Origin of the sequence: Borreliella japonica (genome assembly GCF_030438115.2) — a bacterium.
In the GTDB taxonomy this organism is placed as follows: domain Bacteria; phylum Spirochaetota; class Spirochaetia; order Borreliales; family Borreliaceae; genus Borreliella; species Borreliella japonica.
Map to the genome: position 1 here is coordinate 715,009 of NZ_CP124062.1, position 21,067 is coordinate 736,075.

The 21,067-nt window shown below is 29.3% G+C and carries 20 protein-coding genes and 1 tRNA gene; 14 read left to right on the forward strand and 7 right to left on the reverse strand.

Annotation, left to right across the window (positions count from 1 at the left end):
• Positions 1-3 precede the first annotated feature (3 nt).
• A complete protein-coding gene (locus tag QIA21_RS03995; RefSeq protein ID WP_002557258.1) occupies positions 4-489 on the forward strand; it encodes a chemotaxis protein CheX in 486 nt (161 codons plus the stop codon).
• 39 nt (positions 490-528) lie between these two features.
• Positions 529-969, forward strand: a complete 441-nt coding sequence (locus QIA21_RS04000; RefSeq protein ID WP_002557259.1) for a response regulator — start codon at positions 529-531, stop codon at positions 967-969.
• Positions 970-1,008: 39 nt separating this feature from the next.
• Here the strand turns inward: QIA21_RS04000 and QIA21_RS04005 are convergent, their stop codons facing one another.
• From QIA21_RS04005 to QIA21_RS04020, 4 genes are read right to left on the reverse strand one after another with little or no spacing between them, the layout of a single operon-like run.
• Positions 1,009-1,524, reverse strand: a complete 516-nt coding sequence (locus QIA21_RS04005; protein WP_301393213.1) for a hypothetical protein — start codon at positions 1,522-1,524, stop codon at positions 1,009-1,011.
• Positions 1,521-2,567, reverse strand: a complete 1,047-nt coding sequence (locus QIA21_RS04010; protein WP_091971823.1) for a hypothetical protein — start codon at positions 2,565-2,567, stop codon at positions 1,521-1,523. Before QIA21_RS04010 ends, QIA21_RS04005 begins: the two co-directional genes overlap by 4 nt.
• A complete protein-coding gene (locus tag QIA21_RS04015; protein ID WP_301393214.1) occupies positions 2,561-3,424 on the reverse strand; it encodes a hypothetical protein in 864 nt (287 codons plus the stop codon). Before QIA21_RS04015 ends, QIA21_RS04010 begins: the two co-directional genes overlap by 7 nt.
• Positions 3,421-4,083 (reverse strand): HAD family hydrolase, encoded by a 663-nt coding sequence (locus tag QIA21_RS04020; RefSeq protein WP_301393215.1) that lies wholly within the window; start codon positions 4,081-4,083, stop codon positions 3,421-3,423. The genes QIA21_RS04015 and QIA21_RS04020 overlap by 4 nt, the downstream gene beginning before the upstream one ends.
• A gap of 243 nt (positions 4,084-4,326) precedes the next feature.
• Between QIA21_RS04020 and QIA21_RS04025 the strand changes: the two genes are divergently transcribed.
• From QIA21_RS04025 to QIA21_RS04045, 5 genes are all read left to right on the forward strand, one after another.
• Complete coding sequence (locus QIA21_RS04025; protein ID WP_091971817.1) at positions 4,327-5,937, forward strand: ABC transporter ATP-binding protein; 1,611 nt, start codon at positions 4,327-4,329, stop codon at positions 5,935-5,937.
• On the forward strand, positions 5,938-7,089 hold the full coding sequence (locus QIA21_RS04030) for an ABC transporter permease (protein WP_301393216.1): 1,152 nt from the start codon (positions 5,938-5,940) through the stop codon (positions 7,087-7,089).
• The gene (locus QIA21_RS04035) at positions 7,061-7,987 is read left to right on the forward strand and encodes an ABC transporter permease (protein WP_301393217.1); all 927 of its coding nucleotides are present in this window, start codon (positions 7,061-7,063) and stop codon (positions 7,985-7,987) included. Before QIA21_RS04030 ends, QIA21_RS04035 begins: the two co-directional genes overlap by 29 nt.
• 155 nt (positions 7,988-8,142) lie before the next feature.
• Entirely contained in the window at positions 8,143-10,398 is a 2,256-nt protein-coding gene (locus tag QIA21_RS04040; RefSeq protein ID WP_301393218.1) for a methyl-accepting chemotaxis protein, read from the forward strand.
• A 31-nt stretch (positions 10,399-10,429) separates the two neighbouring features.
• The gene (locus QIA21_RS04045; RefSeq protein ID WP_301393219.1) at positions 10,430-12,331 is read left to right on the forward strand and encodes a methyl-accepting chemotaxis protein; all 1,902 of its coding nucleotides are present in this window, start codon (positions 10,430-10,432) and stop codon (positions 12,329-12,331) included.
• A 42-nt stretch (positions 12,332-12,373) separates the two neighbouring features.
• On the opposite strand, the gene mnmA is transcribed toward QIA21_RS04045, so the two are convergent.
• Positions 12,374-13,441: a tRNA 2-thiouridine(34) synthase MnmA gene (gene mnmA, locus QIA21_RS04050; RefSeq protein WP_091971806.1), complete on the reverse strand. Its 1,068-nt coding sequence runs from the start codon at positions 13,439-13,441 to the stop codon at positions 12,374-12,376.
• A 91-nt stretch (positions 13,442-13,532) separates the two neighbouring features.
• Here mnmA and QIA21_RS04055 point away from each other — a divergent pair, with 91 nt between their 5' ends.
• From QIA21_RS04055 to mvk, 6 genes are read left to right on the forward strand one after another with little or no spacing between them, the layout of a single operon-like run.
• On the forward strand, positions 13,533-14,756 hold the full coding sequence (locus QIA21_RS04055; RefSeq protein WP_301393220.1) for a hydroxymethylglutaryl-CoA synthase: 1,224 nt from the start codon (positions 13,533-13,535) through the stop codon (positions 14,754-14,756).
• Positions 14,740-15,804, forward strand: coding sequence for a type 2 isopentenyl-diphosphate Delta-isomerase (gene fni / locus QIA21_RS04060; RefSeq protein WP_301393388.1), 1,065 nt, complete (start codon positions 14,740-14,742; stop codon positions 15,802-15,804). Before QIA21_RS04055 ends, fni begins: the two co-directional genes overlap by 17 nt.
• Positions 15,794-17,068 carry a hydroxymethylglutaryl-CoA reductase, degradative gene (locus QIA21_RS04065; protein ID WP_236736385.1) on the forward strand — a complete coding sequence of 425 codons (1,275 nt, stop codon included), beginning with the start codon at positions 15,794-15,796 and terminating at the stop codon, positions 17,066-17,068. The genes fni and QIA21_RS04065 overlap by 11 nt, the downstream gene beginning before the upstream one ends.
• Positions 17,046-17,984: a diphosphomevalonate decarboxylase gene (gene mvaD / locus QIA21_RS04070; protein ID WP_301393221.1), complete on the forward strand. Its 939-nt coding sequence runs from the start codon at positions 17,046-17,048 to the stop codon at positions 17,982-17,984. Before QIA21_RS04065 ends, mvaD begins: the two co-directional genes overlap by 23 nt.
• Positions 17,975-18,928 carry a GHMP family kinase ATP-binding protein gene (locus QIA21_RS04075; RefSeq protein WP_301393222.1) on the forward strand — a complete coding sequence of 318 codons (954 nt, stop codon included), beginning with the start codon at positions 17,975-17,977 and terminating at the stop codon, positions 18,926-18,928. Before mvaD ends, QIA21_RS04075 begins: the two co-directional genes overlap by 10 nt.
• Complete coding sequence (gene mvk, locus QIA21_RS04080) at positions 18,922-19,815, forward strand: mevalonate kinase (protein WP_301393223.1); 894 nt, start codon at positions 18,922-18,924, stop codon at positions 19,813-19,815. The genes QIA21_RS04075 and mvk overlap by 7 nt, the downstream gene beginning before the upstream one ends.
• A gap of 8 nt (positions 19,816-19,823) precedes the next feature.
• Here mvk and QIA21_RS04085 read toward each other — a convergent pair.
• Together QIA21_RS04085 and QIA21_RS04090 are read right to left on the reverse strand one after the other, a co-directional pair.
• Positions 19,824-19,897: transfer RNA gene (locus tag QIA21_RS04085), tRNA-Val, on the reverse strand.
• Positions 19,898-19,938: 41 nt separating this feature from the next.
• Positions 19,939-20,406, reverse strand: a complete 468-nt coding sequence (locus tag QIA21_RS04090) for a BB0689 family surface lipoprotein (RefSeq protein WP_301393224.1) — start codon at positions 20,404-20,406, stop codon at positions 19,939-19,941.
• A 91-nt stretch (positions 20,407-20,497) separates the two neighbouring features.
• Here QIA21_RS04090 and QIA21_RS04095 point away from each other — a divergent pair, with 91 nt between their 5' ends.
• Positions 20,498-21,028 (forward strand): Dps family protein, encoded by a 531-nt coding sequence (locus QIA21_RS04095; protein WP_301393225.1) that lies wholly within the window; start codon positions 20,498-20,500, stop codon positions 21,026-21,028.
• Positions 21,029-21,067: the final 39 nt, after the last annotated feature.

The following is a 21,067-nucleotide window of genomic DNA, read 5'->3' on the forward strand; positions in this document are numbered from 1 at the left end:
TTAATGAGAATAGATTATATAGAGCCATTTTTGGACGCTGCTTCTTCGGTTTTAAGAGATATGTTGCTTGTTGAAAATATAGAAATGGGTAAGCCAGGGCTTAAATCAATAAATCAAAAGATAAAGGGTGTTTCTGTAATAGTAGGGCTTGCTGGTTCTGTTGAAGGTAGTATAATTATTGATATGGATATAGAAACAGCTCTTTTTGTTGCTTCTAAGTTGAATTTTGAAGAGTATGATGATTTTGATGATGAGGAAACAAAAGAGATGGTTGCTGCAACTCTCACTGAGGTTGGGAATATTATTGCTGGAAATTTTGTTACTACTTTACATGCCAAAGGTTTTGTATTTGATATAACCCCGCCAGCTTTTATTTATGGAGAAAATATGAAAATAAGCAATAAAGGTTCTGAGGCTTTAATTGTTCCTTTTTCTTTGCCTGATGGTAAAATTATAGAAGTTAATATTGCAATAAGAGAGAGGGTTTGATATGAAAAAAATTCTTTTTATTAGAAAAGAGAGGTTAATATGATCCAAAAGACAACAATTGCTGCAGATTCTTCATCTAAGCCTAGAGGAATAAATTACGATACAGGCATTCCTTTTAATGTTTTAATTGTTGACGACTCTGTTTTTACTGTAAAACAGCTTACACAAATTTTTACATCAGAGGGTTTTAATATTATTGATACGGCAGCTGATGGAGAGGAGGCCGTGATAAAATACAAAAATCATTATCCTAATATTGATATTGTCACTCTTGATATTACCATGCCCAAGATGGATGGAATAACTTGTCTTTCTAATATTATGGAATTTGATAAAAACGCTAGAGTTATAATGATATCTGCTTTAGGTAAAGAGCAGTTAGTTAAAGATTGTTTAATAAAAGGAGCAAAAACATTTATTGTTAAACCGTTAGATAGGGCAAAGGTTCTTCAAAGAGTAATGTCTGTATTTGTTAAATAAATTGTTTATAAAGATAACCCAAGCTTTAATTATATATTTTCATTCTTTTGGAGAAAAAATCATTTTATTGCTTATTTCATCTGAATTGTTTAAAAAATAAGTTATGTTCAGGTTAAATATTTTTATAGGTTCTGTATTATTTTCTATGTAAAGTTCTAGTTTATAGAATCCTTTTTCTGTGTATATTAGCGAATAGCTTTTAAAAATTCCATTTATATTTTTAATTTTAAATATTTTATATTTAAAAAATTTGTTATCAATAAGCTCGCTTTGAATTAGATATTTATTTGCTTCTTTGTAGTTTGGATTTAATAAACCATAGTCAGTTTTATTAAGTATTATGCTTTTTACAAAATGTTCGGTTAGTTTGTAAATATTTTTTTCTATTTCGCTTGTTGGAAAATCGGTATAGTATTCTTTTTCTAAAATTAAATTGTAAGATGAATATTTTTTTATTTCTTCGGTTGCTCTTTTTTCAATTGTGATGTCCAAAAGTCTAGCATTGAGTGGAAAATTTAATAATATAAATAGTATTGTAGCTATTTGAATTTTCATTTTAATTCCTGATTTTTATTAATTATTTTTTTTACTTTTTCAATTTCCAAAGGTATTTTGCTTTTTCTTTTTGAATTTAGTTTTTCTTTTAGCAAAAGATTGTTAAATGATTTTGCAAGTTCGTATACTTTTTCTTCGCTTAAAGTAAAAGGAATTTGAATTTTTCGATATTCTAATGGGTCTTGTAAGATTTTTGTCATTAAAATAATAGGATTTAAAAAACTTGCTTTAAAAAATTTATAAAAGTTCATTAAAAAAATAGTAAATGATGCAAACAATGCAAATAGAAAAATTCCAAGAATAGAATCGCTTTTTCTTTGCAAATATTTATCTATATAAAATTTTGTCTTCTCTATTTCTATTACTTTGTATTCACTAGGACTGTAGTAAACAAATATTTCGTCTGATTTTGAATATATTATGTCCTCTTTTTCCTTGATTATTAAAATGAAGGGATATTTTTCTTTAATATAAGCTTTTTCATTTATTATTGATATATTTTTAATAATATTAAATTCTTGTTTTTCTGGTATTGAATTTACAATTTTAGAGCTTGATATTATTATAAAAAATGTAAATGGTATTAATAAGCTCATTGAAAATGTTCTAGCAAATGCTATTAGTATTAGATTTTTTTCTTTAGAATTATAATAGATTTCTATTATAAGATCGTTAAATCTAAGAAGTCTTAAAAATCTTAGCTTGAAGAGTGATAGCATTATTGGATTTAATATGGTTTCGTGGGCGACAATTATGTTTTTAAGTTGATATGAACTGTAAAATACTAAAGGGATAAGACAGTGAATTATATCGAAGAATAAATTGTTTCTGACGTAGATTCCTAATCTTTGGGAAAGGTGAGCCTTGGTTATTTTGTATAAAAAAATGAAAATAAAAATTGTGTCAAATAGAAAACCAAGAAATATTAGTGCAAATCGTATTTTATATGGCAAAAAAAGAATTATTGAGAGTTCTTCTATTAGAAGTTCAAATATTGAAAAAATTATTATTGCTTTCAAGAAAATCGAAAATTTTTTTACCATTTATTTCCCTTAGCTATTTCTAATAATTCTTTGATTATTCTTGAATCGTATTCTTTAGAGCCCGATTGTTTTATTGAAAACCAACTTTCATCATACCCAATAAAACCTTTGACCGGATTGTTTTTGTATTTTGGAATTCTTGCTCTGGCTGAAAAAATAGCAATTAGTGTTGAAATTGGAGACATTTTTTGTAAAATCTCATATTTGAAAAAGCTTTCAATTATAAGTTTGGCTGTTTTTTCGTCTAGAAAATCGGTATCATTGCTTATTGATTTTGCAGTTGATTCAATATTTTTAATAGTTAATTCTATGCCTTTTTCAAAGCAGTATTTAATTACCAATACTTTTAAGAGAAGTAATATCTTTATGTAATTTTTTATGATTTCTGATGAATAAAGGGCTTTATTTTCTTTTTGTATTAAATATATTGTGTAAGAGTTTTTTCCTTCAAATAGTTTGTTTATGTAAAAAGTAATGTATCCATTGCTTATAGTATTAAAATTATAAAAGAATTCTTTTCTTAAAGACGAGTTGACTTTAACGAAGTTAAATATCAAATTTAAGTCATTTTTTGTTAATTCTTTGGTAAAAAGAGGCTTTACAATGTTAAAATCAATGGATTCAATACCAGATAAAACGAATGGAGTAATCATTGTATCTGTTTTATCTTTGATGTATTGAATTAGATCTTTTATTTCTGATTCAAAATCATTTTTGATGAATGTAGCAATAGTTTTTTTGTTTTCTTTTAAATAGTTGAGCATTTCAATTTCTTTTTCTATGGCAGATAAACTTTTTATACTTTCATGATTGAATAAGTAGTGATATAGATAAGGAAAATATGATTTTGCATTCATTTGATTATGTCCAATAGTTCAAGCGGCTTGTGGATTATATGTTTTGCTCCATTTTGTTTTAATTCTTGAACACTTCTAAATCCCCAGGAAACTCCTATTGGTATAAATCCAGCGTTTATTGCGGTTATCATGTCTACATCGCTGTCTCCAATATATGCAATTTCTTCTTTCCGGACATTTAATTCCAGTATCATATCAAGTGCATTTTCAGGATTTGGCTTTGGCGGAAATTTTTTTGAATAACCTCTGATTTCAAAAAAAAATATATTTCCAAAAATATTTTTTACCAAATTTATTAATTCTTCATGATTTTTATTGCTTAAAATTCCAATTGGAATTTTAAGTTTATTCATATTCTCTAAAAGAGTTTTTATGTTTTCGTATGGTTGTGTTTGAGATGAAAGATTTTTGTTATATTCTTTTACGAATTCTTTGTAAAGTTTATCTTGTAAATTGAGATTATTGTATTCAAGAGATAATAGCTTTAGGGTATCTATTACAAATTGTGTAAATCCTCTGCCAACAAGAGCATTGAATTTATTTGGTTCGATTTCGTTATATCCCAAGTTTAAAAGAGCAGAATTCATTGAAAACGCAATATCCATGATGCTATTTACTAGGGTTCCATCCATATCAAAAATGCAGGCTTTGATTTTCATATTAGTACTCTCTTTATAGTAGTTTAGTCATTCTCTTATTTTAACATTAATTTACTCTCTTTATTAAGGTTTTTATATTTTAAGCATTTTTATTTACTAGTAATTAATTTTTATGAATAATTTATTTTGTTTATCAAAGTGAAAAGATGTTATTGAAAATATAAATTTTAAGCTTTATAATATTCCATTAAAATGGAGCATCGTAAGTAATTTGTGTTTGATATTTATTAGGGTTAAAGTTTAATGAAAAAAGATATATTGGTGTTAAAAAATATTACAAAAAAGTACGGCAATTTTATTGCCAATGATGATGTTTCTATTAAATTTAAGGCAGGCGAAGTTCATGCCATTCTTGGAGAAAATGGTGCTGGAAAAACTACCTTGATGAAGATTATTTATGGGATTCATCAAGTAAATAGTGGTCGAATTATTTTAAAAGGTCAAGAAGTAAGCTTTAAGGATTCAAGCGAAGCTATTAGAAATGGAATTGGAATGGTTTTTCAGCATTTTATGTTAATCCCACAGTTTACAGCTGTTCAAAATATTATTTTAGGTTATGAAAATTCAAAATTTGGCTTTGTTGATTACAAACAAGCTAGGAAAAAAATAAATTATCTTTCAGAAAAGTATGGTTTAAAGATAGATTTAGAAAAAAAGGTTGAAGACTTGAGCGTTGGCATGGAGCAAAAAATAGAGATATTGAAAGTTCTATATCGAAATGCAGATATTATTATTTTTGATGAACCTACTGCGGTACTTGCTCCAAGTGAAGTTGATGATTTTATGAACATTTTAAAAGCACTAACTCAAGAGGGTCATACTGTAATACTTATTACTCATAAAATAAAAGAAATTAGGTCTATTGCAAAGCAATGTACAATTATGCGCCTTGGGAAAGTTGTGAAAACTGTTAATATTGCTGAGATTGATGACAAAGATCTTACAAAATTAATGATAGGCAAAGAGATTACACTTCGTTCATCTAAAATTCAATTTGAAAATCATTTTAATGTTCTTGAAATAAAGAATTTAAGTGTTAAAGATGGGAGGGGGGTTTTAAAAGTTAAAGATGTTAATCTTAATCTGAGAAATGGTGAAATTCTTGGGATATCAGGTATTGAGGGAAGTGGTCAAGAGGATTTAGTAGATGCAATTTTGGGTTTGAAAAGCATATTTAAGGGCGATGTTTTTAAAAAAAATTCTTCAGGGATCTTGGAATCTTTAAAAGGTTTAACGATTAAGCAAATAATAGATAAAAAAATTGGCAATATTCCTTCAGACAGGCAAAGGCATGGTCTTATTTTAGAATTCAATGTTATGCAGAATATTGGGCTTAAGAGCTTTGATAATCCTGATTATTTGAGATTAAAAAAAAATCATTCAAAGAGTAATCTTGATTTAAAATTTAATTTTTTCAACTTTATTAAAAGACAATTCAATAAAGTTAAAAGACAATTCGTAGGGTTTGATTTTAATATTTTAAAAAAATTGAGTAATCAACTTGTAAATTATTTTGATATTAGACCAAGAGATATTTTTAATAAGGTAAAACATTTATCTGGAGGTAATCAGCAAAAAGTTATTATTGCTCGTGAGATTAGTTTAGAGCCGGATATTCTTTTAGCTATTCAGCCTACAAGAGGTCTTGATGTTGGAGCTATTGAGAATATTTATAAAAGAATAATAGAGCAAAGAGATGCGGGTAGATCTGTTTTATTAGTTTCTCTTGAACTTGATGAGCTTGTTAATATTTGTGACAGGATAGCTGTAATGCATGATGGAAAGATAGTGGGCATTTTAGAGGGCAATTTTGATATTGATGTTATTGGTAAAATGATGATAGGTTTAAGCTAAATGATAATTAGTAAAGAAGTATGCAGTAAATTTATATTGAAATTTTTTAATTCTTCAGCATTTATTAGTATTTTTGCTCTATTTGTTGGATTTTTAATTGTTGGTTTAGTAGTGATGGTGTTTGGCTATTCTCCTTTTAGGATGTATTTTATAATACTAGAGATTATATTTTCGTCTCCCAAACATTTAGGTTATATATCAAGTTATGCAGCCCCTTTGATTTTTACAGGCCTTTCTATTGGCATTTCTTTAAAAACAGGCCTTTTTAATATTGGGGCTGAAGGTCAGTTTATATTAGGATCTATTGTTGCTGTAATAGCATCGGTTTTGCTTGATTTGCCTCCAATTTTACATGTAATTACTATTTTTGTTATTACTTTTTTAGCTTCAGGCAGTTTAGGAATTTTAATTGGATATTTAAAAACTAAATTCAATATTAGCGAAGTGATTTCAGGAATAATGTTTAATTGGATATTATTTCATTTGAATAATATAATTTTGGATTTTAGTTTTATTAAAAGAGATAATAGTGATTTTTCAAAGTCCATTAAAGAAAGTGCATTTATTGATTTTTTAGGTTCTTGGAAACTTTCACCAGAAGGTCTTGCTTATAGGTCTTCTCATCCTTTTGTCAATGAGCTTTTAAAAGCACCTTTTCATTTTGGAATAATTTTGGGTATAATTTTTGCCATTTTAATATGGTTTTTGCTTAATAAAACTATTATTGGATTTAAAATAAATGCCATAGGAAGTAATATTGAAGCTTCAAGATGTATGGGTATTAATGTAAAAGCTGTGCTAATCTTTTCAATTTTTCTCTCAGCAGCTGTTGCAGGTCTTGCTGGTGCTATTCAAGTTATGGGTGTTAATAAAGCTATATTTAAGCTTTCTTATATGGAAGGAATTGGTTTTAATGGGATAGCTGTTTCTTTGATGGGAAACAATTCGCCGATTGGCATAATATTTTCTAGTATTCTTTTTTCTATATTGCTTTATGGAAGCAGCAGGGTTCAAAGTTTAATGGGACTTCCATCTTCAATTGTATCTTTAATGATGGGAATAATCGTTCTTGTAATTTCTGCTAGTTATTTTTTAAATAAAATTTTTTTAAAAGGTGTTAAGAGTGTCAAATACAGTAATATTCTTGATTAGTGAAACTTTAATAAATTCTCAAACATTAATTTTAGCTGGCCTTGGGGGTCTTATAAGTGAAAAAAGTGGAATTATTAATATTGGACTTGAAGGAATAATGACAATAGGAGCTTTTTCAGGAGCCACAGTTGCATATTTTACAAATGACCCATTGTTTTCAATTTTTACTGGCGGATTAGCGGGGCTTGCGCTTGCTATTTTGCATGCTGTTTTTACAATTTTTTTAAAATCAGATCAAGTTATAACCGGAATGGCACTTAATTTTTTAGGACCCGCTATTGCTGTTTTTATAAGTACTTTAATTTTTTCTTCTATTTCAACTCCGACTATAGATATAAAGTTGCCGATACTTTTTGATGGAATTTTAAGCAAAACGTCTCTTATATTTCAAATTTTTGGTAAAAGATACTCTGTATGCATTGCAATGTTAGGTGTGGTTTTATTTCATATTATTTTCAAATACACTAAAATTGGGCTTAGAATTAATGCTAGTGGTGAAAATCCAGAGGTATTAGAGTCTGTTGGAGTTAGTGTTAATAAAATTAGATTTTTTTGTGTTCTTTTGAGTGGGTTTTTAGCGGGGGTTTCGGGTGCTGTTCTTACAACAGTGATTGCATCAAGCTATGTGCAAGGGATTACAGGTGGACAAGGTTTTATTGCTATTGTAATTTTAATTTTTGGAAAATGGACACCTTTGGGGGTTTTAATGGGCAGTTTTTTGTTTTCATTTGTGAAAACTTTGGCAATTATCTTGGCTCAATCGTCTTTTTTATCTTCAATAATGCCTCTTAAAATATTAGTTATTGCCCCATATTTAATTATTATTTTAAGTCTTATCTTTTTTTCAAAAAGAAATTATGCTCCTAAGTTCTTAGGAGTGCCCTATAAAAAGCATTAGCAATTAATAACAGCTTATAATTTATTTTTCATATTGTAAAAATTCTTTTAATTTTCTAAGAGTTTTTAATTTTTTGCTGTAGAATTTTTTTTGATACCCTTTTGGTCTTGAGTTTGTTTAATTAAATAAGTAGATGATTTGTGAGGTAGTTTATTATGCTGTTGAAGCTTAAATACAGGTTTGTTGGATTTTTATTATTGTTTTTGATTTTTATACTTTTGCTTTTTTCCATGATTTTTAATTTTGTTTTATGCGGTTATTTAGAAGATTATTATAAACAACTTACAAGGGCTCAAGTAAGAAGAGCAGCTTTTTCTACACAATCTCTTTTGGATACTTTGTATGTCATAATCAATGGCGCAGCTTCTAATTTGGCACTTGAAACTATATCAGAATTTGCAATGTCTGAGAATAGAGGGAAAGATTTCTCTGAGTCTGAATTGGTAGATTTAAGAAAAAATTCAAAATTTGTTATTGATTCTGTAAAGGTAAATAAAAAATATCGACAATATTTATACAATTTCATGTCCAGTCTTAAAAATGATACCTTTTTTGAAGAATTAGCGTTTTTTGATTTTGAAGGGAGAATAATTGTTAGCACAAGGCATGAAAATAATATGGATTTTGGGCATTCTGAGGCTAATACTAATTATTTTAAAAAAGCGGTTGAGGATTATAGGCAAAACCACTTAAAATTTGTAGGCTGGTATTCAAATCTTTCTGAAGGAATATCCGCAGAGGTTGCTATTAGATCTAGGCAAAGCGAAAAAAAGGCTTTTGCAATAATTGTGCCTGTATACTCCCCAGAAGATAAGCTTGTTTGTGGATATTTGGCTGGATATTTGCTTAATGATGTTTTAGCAAATAGTTTTGATAGATTTAGATTTGGTTTTTACAAAAGAGGCAATTTTATTTATGTGGATCCTAATAATATAGCAGTTAATCCTTTTGAAGAATACAATGAAACTAGTAGAGTTAGTTCTAAATTTTTAAATATTCTTAAAGATGTTTTTTCTAAACCACCTGTTTTATCAAATACTCCTACTGAAGTATCGGTTTATACTATTGATAGAATATTATTATCCGAGATGGGGGAAGAGTGTTATTATGCACTGTTGCCCATAAGTAGTAAATTGGGAGAGAAGAGCGGAGTACTTATTGCTAGACTTCCTTATAAGGATATTTACGGAGTAATATCTAGTCTAAAATTGCAGTATGTCTTATATTCTGTCTTAGGCATTATTGTATTAGGTATTATTCTTTTGATGAGAATAGATAAGATTATTAGTTTTCGTTTAAACACAATTAGAGTTTTAGTTCAAGATATGGTTAATGGAGATTTAGATAAAGATTATGCTCTTGATGATGAGGATTTTTTTGATGAGCTTGGCATGTTAAGTCTTCAGGTTGTGAAAATGAAAAAGGCTATTTCTTTGGCAATTGCGAGTGTTTTGAGAAATATTAGCTATGTGAATAAGGCAAGTTTAGAAGTTGCCAGCTCAAGTCAAAATTTAAGCTCTAGCGCGTTACAGCAGGCATCTGCTCTTGAAGAAATGTCAGCTAATGTTGAACAAATAGCGTCGGGTGTTAATATGAGCGCGAATAATTCTTATGAAACAGAGCAGATAGCCTTAAAGACAAATGAAAGTTCTCAGATAGGTGGCAAGGCTGTTGAAGAATCTGTTATTGCTATGCAAGATATTGTAGAGAAAGTTAGCGTTATTGAAGAAATAGCTAGAAAGACTAATTTACTTGCTTTGAATGCAGCTATTGAAGCTGCAAGAGCAGGTGATGAAGGAAAGGGATTTGCCGTTGTAGCTAGTGAGATTAGAAAGTTAGCTGATCTTAGTAAAATTTCGGCTCTTGAGATTGGAGAGTTAGTTGAAGATAATTCTAAGGTAGCAACTGAAGCAGGAGTGATCTTTAAAGAAATGTTACCCGAAATAGAAGAAACAGCTAATCTTGTTAAGAAGATTTCAGAGGGCAGTTCTAAGCAGAGTGATCAGATTGCTCAATTTAAAATGGCTTTAGACCAGGTTGGAGAAGTTGTTCAGTCTTCAGCTGCAAGTAGTGAGCAACTTTCTAGTATGTCCGATAAAATGCTAGAAAAGTCTAAGGAACTCAGAAAATCTGTATTATTTTTCAAAATTAAAGATTCTAGAATTGAAGATCTCGAAGATGGTGATTATGATTTCAGGCTAATGGATTGTCCTGAAAATTCTCTTAAAGATGAAAATCAAAATTTGAAAAGTAATGGAATTTTAACTTCAAATGGTAGTAGACATAACAATCATTCTTTAACTATTGAGGGTGAGCCTACTAGAACTATTAATAAGCGAGTTGATCCTAAAAAAGCTATCGATGTTGCTGATAAGGATTTGAATTTTGATGATGATTTTTCAGAGTTTTAGAATTTATTTTTTTTAAAAAGAGGTGGTTAGTATGAAGCTGAAAGCTAGGATGTTGCTACTTGTTCTTATTCTGATAGCATTCTTTATATCAATTTTGTTTTTTGTGTTTGGAATGTTGATTAATAGTAAATTAGTAGATCAGCAGTTTGATCTTATGATAAATCTTATTGGAAACATTAAAAGTTCTTTTAACCTTTATATTTCTTCAATGGAAGAGAAAGTTAGGGTAAGTTCCATGTATTTTAATTCTGCTGAAAAATTTAATGGAGATAGTAAAATTAGATCCAAAAGGTTGGGTTTTATTTCAGATCAATCTGAAATTCTTGTTCAAACTGGTAGTAATATGATGGTTACAAACAAGGAAGGCGAAATAGTTTTTACTACGGCTGTTAAGGATAATAGTGATTTTGGCAAGTCTATTGGTGATAAAGAATATTTTGCAAAACTTAAAGAGTCTCAAAGCATTGTTTACAATTCTTATGTCATGTTGGCAGATCCTGGGTCTATTGAGGAGTCTTTAGTTAAAAATATTTCCAAGATAAAAAATAAAAAAGGTCAGATTCCTTATATATTAATAGGTATACCATTAAGGGATTTTGGAACGGGCGATATTTTTGGTTATTTTATGTTCTTTTATTCAATAGATTATATACATAGGTCTTTTAGAGGAATTAATTTTGGAATACTCTCTAGCGGTCGTGCATTAGCTTATGATGTCACAGGTAGATTTTTAGTTCATCATACAGTATTTCCGGGTGATCTTATGACTGATATTAGTATCTCTTATTCCAATATTCTTAAAAAAACATCTGAAGATTTATTGCAAAAAAATAAAGAAATTTCAACCGTTTATTATTATGATCCTGTTAGCAGTAAAAAATATGTGGGAATTAGTCAAAAGGTGCTTTTAAGCTTGTCTAATAGTAGATTTATTCTTTTAATGAGAATTTCAGAGGATGATTTTTATTATATGTCACGAGTTACATCTTTAATCTTGGCCATTAGTTTTGCATTTACATTGTTTATTCTTGCTATTGCAACTCTTTATCTTGTGAAAAAGTTGAGCTCTTCTTTGAATAAGATATTAGAATATTCTGAGCGACTTGCTTCTGGTAATTTTACTGCTGATGTTAATTTTGATAAATGGGATACTGTGGAGTTATATAGCTTATACGAAGGTCTTGAACAATTGAGAACTAATTTTTCTTCAGTTGCGAAAGGGGTCATTGAGAACCTTGATTACCTTTATGAAAATGCGATTCAAATAGCAAATGCAAGTCAGAATTTAAGTTCTGGCGCTGTTGAGCAGGCTTCTACTTTAGAGCAAATGACAGCAAATATTGAGCAAATATCACAAGGTGTTTCTGAAAATACCGAAAATGCATCTACTACTGAAAAAATTGCTGTTAATACCAATGAGAGGACTAAAGAAGGGCATAAATCTGTTGTTAAAGCTATTGAGGCAATGACTGTAATTACTGAAAAAATTGGAATTATTGATGAGATAACAAGGCAAACTAATTTGCTCGCTTTAAATGCCTCGATTGAGGCCGCACGAGTGGGGGAAAAAGGCAAGGGGTTTGAAGTGGTAGCTGCTGAGGTTAGAAAGCTTGCGGATCAAAGCAAGGAATCAGCAAGAGAGATTATTGATATTGCAAACAGAAGTTTGACTGTTGCAAGTCGTGCTGGAGAAAATTTTGAGCAAATAGTTCCTGGTATGGAGCAAACGGCTAGACTTGTGAAAAATATTTCTGATGAAAGCTCTAAACAAAGTGTTCAAATAGAGCAATTTAAAAACGCAATAGAACAAGTTAGTCAGTTAGTTCAGACCACAGCTTCAAGTAGCGAAGAACTTTCTGCAATGTCTGAAAAAATGCTAGAGAGTGTAAAAGATTTAAAAGAATCCGTTGATTATTTTAAGATCGAAAAGTAAGGAGAAGGTTTTTTCAATCTTCTCTAGCTTTTTGGCGGACTATTATTCTATGATTTTAAAAATTTTAGCACCTCCTAGACATTCTGTGTTTTTATAAAAGATTGCAAATTGCCCTGGGGAGATTCCTTGATCTTTTTTATTTAAAGAAATTTCAATTAAGTTATTTGTGATAAATTTTAATTTGCACGAGTATTTCTTTTCACCATGTCTTATTTTAATTTTTAAATTTTCAAAATCTGAAGGTACACCATTTATCCAATGTATTTCGTGAACTGAAAATTTGCGTTTTGCTTGTTTTAAATAATTCTCGTTATGGGAGATATATATAATATTTTTTTTTAAATCTTTTTCTATGACGAACCACGGTCCGTTGCTAAGCTTAATTCCTCTTCTTTGTCCAACTGTAAAAAACCAATATCCGTTATGAACCCCTATTATTTTTCCCGTTTCTTTTTCAATTATATTGCCTTTTTTCTCGCCAAGGTGATATTTAATAAATTCGTTATATTTAATTTTCCCTAAAAAGCAAATACCTTGACTATCTTTTCTATCTTTGTTGGGCAAATTTATATTTTTAGCTATTTGTCTTACTTCGCTTTTAAGTAATGTTCCTAATGGGAAGTATAGTTTTGAAATTTGTTTTTGAGAGAGGTGAGATAAAAAGTAGCTTTGGTCTTTAATTTTATCTTTTGCCTGTTTTAAAAAAAATCTTTTTTCTTTTATTTGTATTTTAGCGTAATGTCCTGTGACAACCAAATCATATTGTTCGTTGATTTTCTCAAAAAATGCCCCAAACTTTATTCTTTGATTGCAAAAAATATCTGGACTTGGGGTATTTCCATTTTTTAGTTCCTCAATAGTATAGCTTACCACTTTGTTATAATATTCTTTTTGAAAGTTTATTATTTCAAACGGAACATTAAATTTGTTACATACAGCCTCAACGTAATTTAAATCTTCTTGCCAAGGGCAGTTTCCAATATAAGATAGTTCATCTTCAAGCCAAATTTTTAGATAGTAACATTTTATATTTGCATATCCTTTGTTTATAATTCTATAAAGGGCAACAGAACTATCAACTCCTCCAGATAAAAGTACAGCTATTTTCATAAACTTCCTTTTTAGGTTTCATTATATAAGATTTTGATAATTTTTGCATATTATAATATAATGTTAGGTTCATTAGTGTAGTGAGGAGTGTATGAAAATAGGTATTAGTGATATTAGGATTTTTTTACCTTTAAATTATTTAGACTTTTCTGTTCTTTTAAAAAATTCTTTATATCATTCTAATGAAGTTTTTTTTAAAAAAATCAATAGAGCAATAGATGCAACCTTGCAAAAGGGTTTTAGGTTTACAAGTCCTAATGAAGACAGTGTAACCATGGCAAGTTCGGCTGTTAAGCTTATTTTTGACAACAATAACCTTGATTTAAGCAAAATTAGAATGCTTTTGGGAGGAACTGAGACAGGTGTTGATCATTCAAAGTCAATTTCTTCTTATGTTTTTGGAGCTTTAAAGCAGTCGGGTATTTGTCTGAGAAATAATTTTCTAACTTTCCAAGTTCAACATGCGTGCGCTGGTGCTGCTATGTCTTTACATAGTGTAGCAAGTGTTTTAAGTCATTCTAATAATTCTGAATATGGCATAGTTTTTTCTTCAGATATTGCGCATTATAGCAATCTTACTACGGCTGAGATTACCCAAGGAGCTGGTGCAACTGCAATTCTGGTTGAAAAAAATCCAAAGCTACTCTCGATCAATTTATCTGAATTTGGAGTTTATACCGATGATGTTGATGATTTTTTTAGGCCTTTTGGAAGCGTTGAAGCTAAGGTGAGAGGCCAATATTCGGTTGAATGTTACAATAATGCAAACGAAAATGCTTTAAGAGATTTTGCTTTCAAAAAGCAGCTTAACATGAAAGATTTATTTTCTAATTATAGATTTATTTTACATGTTCCTTTTGCTAAGATGCCAATAGATTCAATGCATTATATTTTAAAAAAATATTATAGTGATGACGAATCTGTTAGAAATGCTTATTTAGAATCAATAGATTTTTACGATGGAGTTGAAGCTGCCATGGAAGTGGGGAATTTGTATACGGGTTCAATTTTTCTATCTTTAGCATTTTATTTAAAAAGAGTATTTTCTAAGAAAGATATTTCAGGGGAAAAGATATTGTTTTGTTCTTATGGATCTGGTAATATCATGGTTATTTATGAATTTACTATTGAGAAAGGTGCTTTTGATGTTGTTAAATTATGGGATCTTGATGGACTTTTAAAAAATAGAAATAATGCGGATTTTGAAGAATATAAAGATTTCTTTCAAAATAAAATAATTCCTGGTGAATCTAGAGGATTTTATTTAAAAGAACTAAGAAATGATGGATACCGAGTTTATGGGTATCGAGCCTAATATATTAGAAAATAAAAAAAGGCATATTGAGATTTGTTTGAATGAAAACAATGTTAAAAGCGGATGCAATTTTTTAAAGTTTATTAAGCTAAAGCATAATGCTCTTAGTGATTTTAATTTTTCTGAGATAAACATAAAAGAAGAAATATTCGGATACAATATTAGCATGCCTGTTTTTATTTCTTCCATGACAGGGGGCAGTAAAGAAGGGAATGATTTTAACAAATCTTTAGTTAAAATTGCAAATTATTTAAAAATTCCCATTGGTTTAGGCTCTTTTAAACTTTTGTTTAAGTATCCTGAGTACATAAAAGACTTTACTCTTAAAAAATATGCCCATAATATTCCTTTGTTTGCCAATGTTGGTGCTGTTCAAATTGTTGAATTTGGTATTTCCAGAGTAGCTGAAATGATCAAGAGATTGGAAGTTGATGCAATTATTGTTCATCTCAATTCAGGGCAGGAATTGATGAATGTTAATGGAGACAGAAATTTTAAAGGAATAAAAGAGTCAATAGCTAAATTGTCTGACTTTCTAAGTGTTCCATTGATTGTAAAAGAGACAGGTTTTGGAATTTCACCAAATGATGTTAAGGAATTATTTAAGCTTGGTGTTTCTTATATTGATCTTGCTGGAAGTGGTGGAACTAATTGGGTTTTAGTAGAAGGCATAAAGGGCAATAATCTAAATATTGCATCTTGTTTTTCTGATTGGGGTATTCCTTCGATTTTTACTTTGCTTAGCATTGATGATTCTCTAAAGGCTAATATTTTTGCATCTGGTGGATATGAGACGGGCATGGATATTGCCAAAGGTATTGCTCTTGGAGCTAAGCTCATAGGTGTTGCAGCAGTTGTTCTTAGGGCTTTTTACGATTCAGGAGAAGATTCTGTATTTAATCTTTTTTCTGATTATGAGCATGTTTTAAAAATGTCTATGTTTTTAAGTGGAAGTAAAAATTTGTCAGAACTTAGAAATAATAAGTATTTTTTAAGTAGTTACTTGCTTGCTGAGCTTGGAGTTTTTAAGCAGTTTTATGGAGCTTAGCAAAAATTTTAGACATAAAAGTGTTTTAGAAAAAAGGCAAGAGATAAAAAGTTTTTTAGGATTATCTTTTGAAGATTTTTTTTATAATAATGCTGATGAAGATTTTCTTTTTAATATGATAGAAAATTATATTGGATATTTGTCTTTTCCTATTGGAATTGTAAAGAATTTGAAAATAAATGGCAAATACTATTCATTGCCTATTGCAACAGAAGAATCTTCTGTTGTTGCTGCCTTAAATTTTGCAGCAAAAATTCTTGAAAATGCTAATTTGAAGTATTCTTTAGGTGAAGTGTTGGGAATTTCTCAGATTTATATAAAATCAGAGAAAGATTTAAGTAAAATTTTTATTGATCTTGATGATAAAATCAAAACTTGGATTGAACCTCTTTTGTTTAATATGAATCAAAGAGGAGGTGGATTTAGAAGATTGTCAACTAAGTATATTAAAGAGCTTGGTATTCAAAAATTGAATCTTTATTTAGACACCTGTGATGCTATGGGTGCTAATTTGCTAAACTCAATTGCAGAGCGTATAGCAGAACGTATTTTTTTAGAATTTGGATATGAATGTGTTTTAAAAGTTTTAAGCAATGATATTAGTGAATTTACAGTCAAGGCTTGTTTTGTTTTAGATTATAAACATTTGCTATTAAATAAAGAGAATTCTTTTAATTTAGCTAAAAAAATTGAACTTATTTCTAATATAGGTTTCTATGAAGAGGAGCGAGCTGTTACTAATAATAAAGGTATTATGAATGGGATTACAGGAGTGTGCCTTGCTACTTTTAATGATACAAGAGCGCTTGAGGCTTCTGTGCATAGGTTTGCTTCAAAAAGCGGAAAATATCTTCCCCTTAGTAAATTTTATACTATTGATAATGCTTTGGTTGGAGAAATTGAAATTCCTTTGCAAGTTGGAACTAAAGGCGGGGTTATATCTTTTAGTGAAGCTTCAATTTTAAGTTTTAAAATTATGAATGTAAATAGTAAGAGTGAATTCATTGGCATTCTTGCTTGTGTTGGGCTTGCTAGTAATTTTGCCGCATTAAGGGCTCTTGCATTTGATGGAATTCAAAAAGGTCACATGAGATTGCATGTTAATAAAATACTTTACCTGTTAAAGACAAAATATGATATTTCTGATTTTGAGAAAAACAAATTATTATTAGAAATGGAAAGAATGGATATTTATTCTTTTGATTTTGCTTTTAAAATTTTAAAGAAAATAAGGTTAGAGAATGAAGGTAAAGTGCAAAGTTAATGCAAGTTTGGCTTTAATTAAATATTGGGGCAAGAAGGATGTTTGTTTAAATGTTCCAGCAACCTCTAGTCTTGCTGTTAGTGTTGATAAGTTTTATTCAATAAGTGAGCTTGAGCTTTCAGATCGAGATGAAATAATTTTAAATTCAAGGCCAATTATACTGCAAAATAGAGAAAAGGTGTTTTTTGATTATGCAAGAAAAATTCTTAATGAACCAAATGTTAGATTTAGAATTAAAAGTGAAAACAATTTTCCAACAGCAGCAGGCCTTGCAAGTTCGAGTTCAGGTTTTGCTTCAATTGCTGCTTGTATTTTGAAATATTTTAATAAATATTCTTTTAATAGTGCATCTAATCTTGCAAGAGTAGGATCAGCTTCTGCATCAAGGGCTATTTATGGGGGATTTACTATTTTAAAAGAAGGTTCAAAAGAATCTTTTCAATTAAGAGATCAATCTTATTTTAATGATTTGCGCATAATATTTGCCATAATTGATACTAATGAAAAAGAGTTGTCTTCAAGAGCCGCAATGAATATTTGTAAACACCATGAATTTTATTATGATGCTTGGATTGCTTCTAGTAAAAAGATTTTTAAAGATGCTTTATATTTTTTTTTAAAAAAAGACTTTATACATTTTGGAGCAAATATTGTAAAAAGTTATCAAAATATGTTTGCTTTAATGTTTGCATCTTCTATTTTTTATTTTAAAAGTAGTACAATAGATTTAATTAAATATGCTGCTAATTTGAGAAATGAAGGAATTTTTGTATTTGAGACAATGGATGCAGGCCCCCAAGTGAAGTTTATTTGTTTGGAAAAAAATTTAAATATTATTTTAAAAGGACTTAAGCAAAATTTTACTAGCATTAATTTTATTGTTTCAAAGGTTGGGTGTGATTTAGAATGGATTTAATTAGTTTTTCTGTGCCTGGAAATTTGCTTTTAATGGGGGAATATACTATTTTAGAGGAAAAGGGATTGGGGTTGGCAATTGCTATCGACAAGAGAGCATTTTTTTCTTTTAAAAAGAGCGATTCTTGGCGTTTCTTTAGCAAAAAGAAAAAGATAGACGATTTTTCTTTAATAGAAAGTAGAAATGATTTTGTTTTTAAAATGTTTGCGTATTTGAATCAAAATTATTTTTTTAATCTAGAGAGCATCGCATATGATGTGTATATTGATACAAGCAATTTTTTCTTTAATGATGGAACTAAAAAGGGATTTGGCTCAAGCGCTGTTGTTGCTATTGGCATAGTTTGTGGACTTTTTTTAATTTATAATGTTACTAATGTTGTTGATAAAGGTGAAATTTTTAAATATTGTTTGGAAGCTTATAGACACTCTCAAGGAGGAATAGGTAGTGGATACGATATTGCCACTAGTATTTTTGGAGGTGCTATTGAGTTTGAAGGTGGTTTTACTCCTAAATGCAGGCAGCTAGGTGTTGTAGAGTTTGATGATTTTTATTTGATGCAGGGTTTGCAAGCAGTTAAAACTACCGATTCTATTTATGAGTACAATAAACATAGAGATTCTATTTTAGATTTTATATTGAAATGTAATTTGGAGATGAAAAAACTTGTTTCAAGTGTTGGTAGTTCTAAGTCCGCATTAATTTCTAGTTTAAGAAGAGCTAAAGAATTAGGATTGGCAATTGGAGAGGCAATAGGGGTTTCAGCAACTTTGCCTCCAAGTTTTGAACACCTTCGATATCAATGTGATTTGATTAAAGCTTTGGGGGCTGGAAATGAAACTTTTTTAGTTTACAGGCCTAATATTAAAGCTTTTGATTTGTCAAAAATTATTCCGATTGTTTTAGAGCGTGAAAGTATTAAGTTCGAAAGCGATAAATGCTAAGAATAAGGAAGCCTGCTAAAATATTATTCTTAGGCGAACATAGCGCTGTTTACGGGTTTCCAGTTATTGGAGCCACGGTTCCAATTTATATGGATCTGGTTTACAGAGTGTCTAAAAATTGGAAATATTTAGGAGAGCCCAGTACAAGATTAAATGTCTTAATAAGCTTTATTGTTTCAAATTATAGCAAAGTTAATCCGATTGAGTTTACCATTTTTTCTGAAATTCCTATTGGAGTTGGCCTTGGTTCTTCTGCTAGTCTTAGTTTGTGTTTTGCAGAATATATTACAAGTCATTTTGAATACAGGGATTGTAATAAAATTTTGTTAGCAAATCAAATTGAAAACATTTTTCATGGAAAATCTTCTGGAATGGATATTGGACTGATTGATCTTGGTGGAACTTTTTATTTGGAGAAAAAAGAAGATGTTTTAAATTCAATAAAATTAAAAGATTCTGGTTTTTATTTTTTAATAGGAGCGATAAAAAGAGATTTTACGACTAAAGAAATTGTTGTTAATTTAAAAAAACAGTTATTATCTAATTCCGATTTATGTGTTTTTATTGAAAAACTTGGTCTTGCTGTAAACAATGCTTTTATTTCTTTTCTGAATAAGGATGTATATTCTTTAGCTAGCGAAATGAATATCGCACACCGATGTTTAAAGCGCTTAGGGTTGTCTAATGATACTCTTAATTGGTTGATAAATAGGGGACTCGAGCTAGGTGCTCTTTCTGGTAAGTTGAGTGGTTCTGGTAAAGGAGGAGCGTTTATTTTTCTTTTTGAAAATCTAGAAAAAGCCAATGCAGTTCAAAAAAAATTAAACAATATACTTGAAAATTCTAAAATAAACTTGGTCTTAGAATTAAAAGTAATTAAAGTTTAGGTTATTTTTGGGCCCAGAGAGATTCGAACTCCCGACATCCTGCTTGTAAGGCAGGCGCTCTGACCAACTGAGCTATGAGCCCTTTTTGCTAATAGATAGTATACAGTATAAGTTTTAATAGTGTCAATTCTTCTCTTTTCTTTTTCCAAAAAGAACCACAAATATATTAACATTGTTAGCTGTTTTCAATCTATAGCCACCTATTTTATTTGTATCTGTATTAACAAGAGCTTCTTTGTGGCTCGGGCTATTAAGCCATGCATTAACTACGCTGTCAAGTTCGACTCCTGATGCTAGTATCTCTCTTGTTAAATTAAAGGTGTTATCATATTTGTGTATTCTTTGCATTGGGGTTGTGCCAAAAAGGGTATGAGTTAGTGTTTTATTTTCGCCTAGTTTGATAGCATATTCTTTTGCAACTTTTTCAAGAGTATCATCTATTTCTAGATGGTTTAGATTTAAATTTTTTCTCAATTCAGCAATTTCTGAATATAGGATTTTCATATCTTCTTTTGTATCTAATGGATGTATTGTATTTAAATTGCATGCTTGAGACAAAAATAGTGCAAAAATCAAAATCAATTTCTTCATCAAAGATCCTTTTTCTTTTTATTTATTATAATATTATAATGCATAATTATATCTCATTATGCATTATAATAATTGTATTAGGGAGATAGTTATGGAAAAGTATTTAAGTTATATAAAAAAGGATGATTTAGAAGCAATACAGTTAAAATTACAAGAACTGTTGGCAAGTTTGCATATTTTTTATTCTAATTTAAGAGGTATTCATTGGAATATAAAAGATACTAATTTCTTTGTTATTCACAAAAAAACCCAAGATCTTTATGAATATGTTGAAAAGATTATTGATATTGTTGCAGAACGTTCAAGAATGCTTGGATATGATTCTGAATTTAGATATTCTGAGTTTATGAAAAAATCCTTTATTAAGGAACTTGATATTGAATCAACTTCTAATTTTTTACTTTCAATGCAAAGCATTGTTTGTAGTCTTTCTGAGATTTTGAAAAATATTTTTGAAATGAGAAGATTAATTGATGCTGCTTGTGATTATGGTACTGCTAATATTATAGATGACATCATGAGTGATCTTGAGAAATATTTATGGATGCATAAGGCATTGCTTGAAAATTGTAATTGTTTTTGTCACGATAAGCACAAATGTTGCGAGCGCGATATAAAATAACAATTTTATTAAAAGGGTTGACTTGCAATAATGATTATT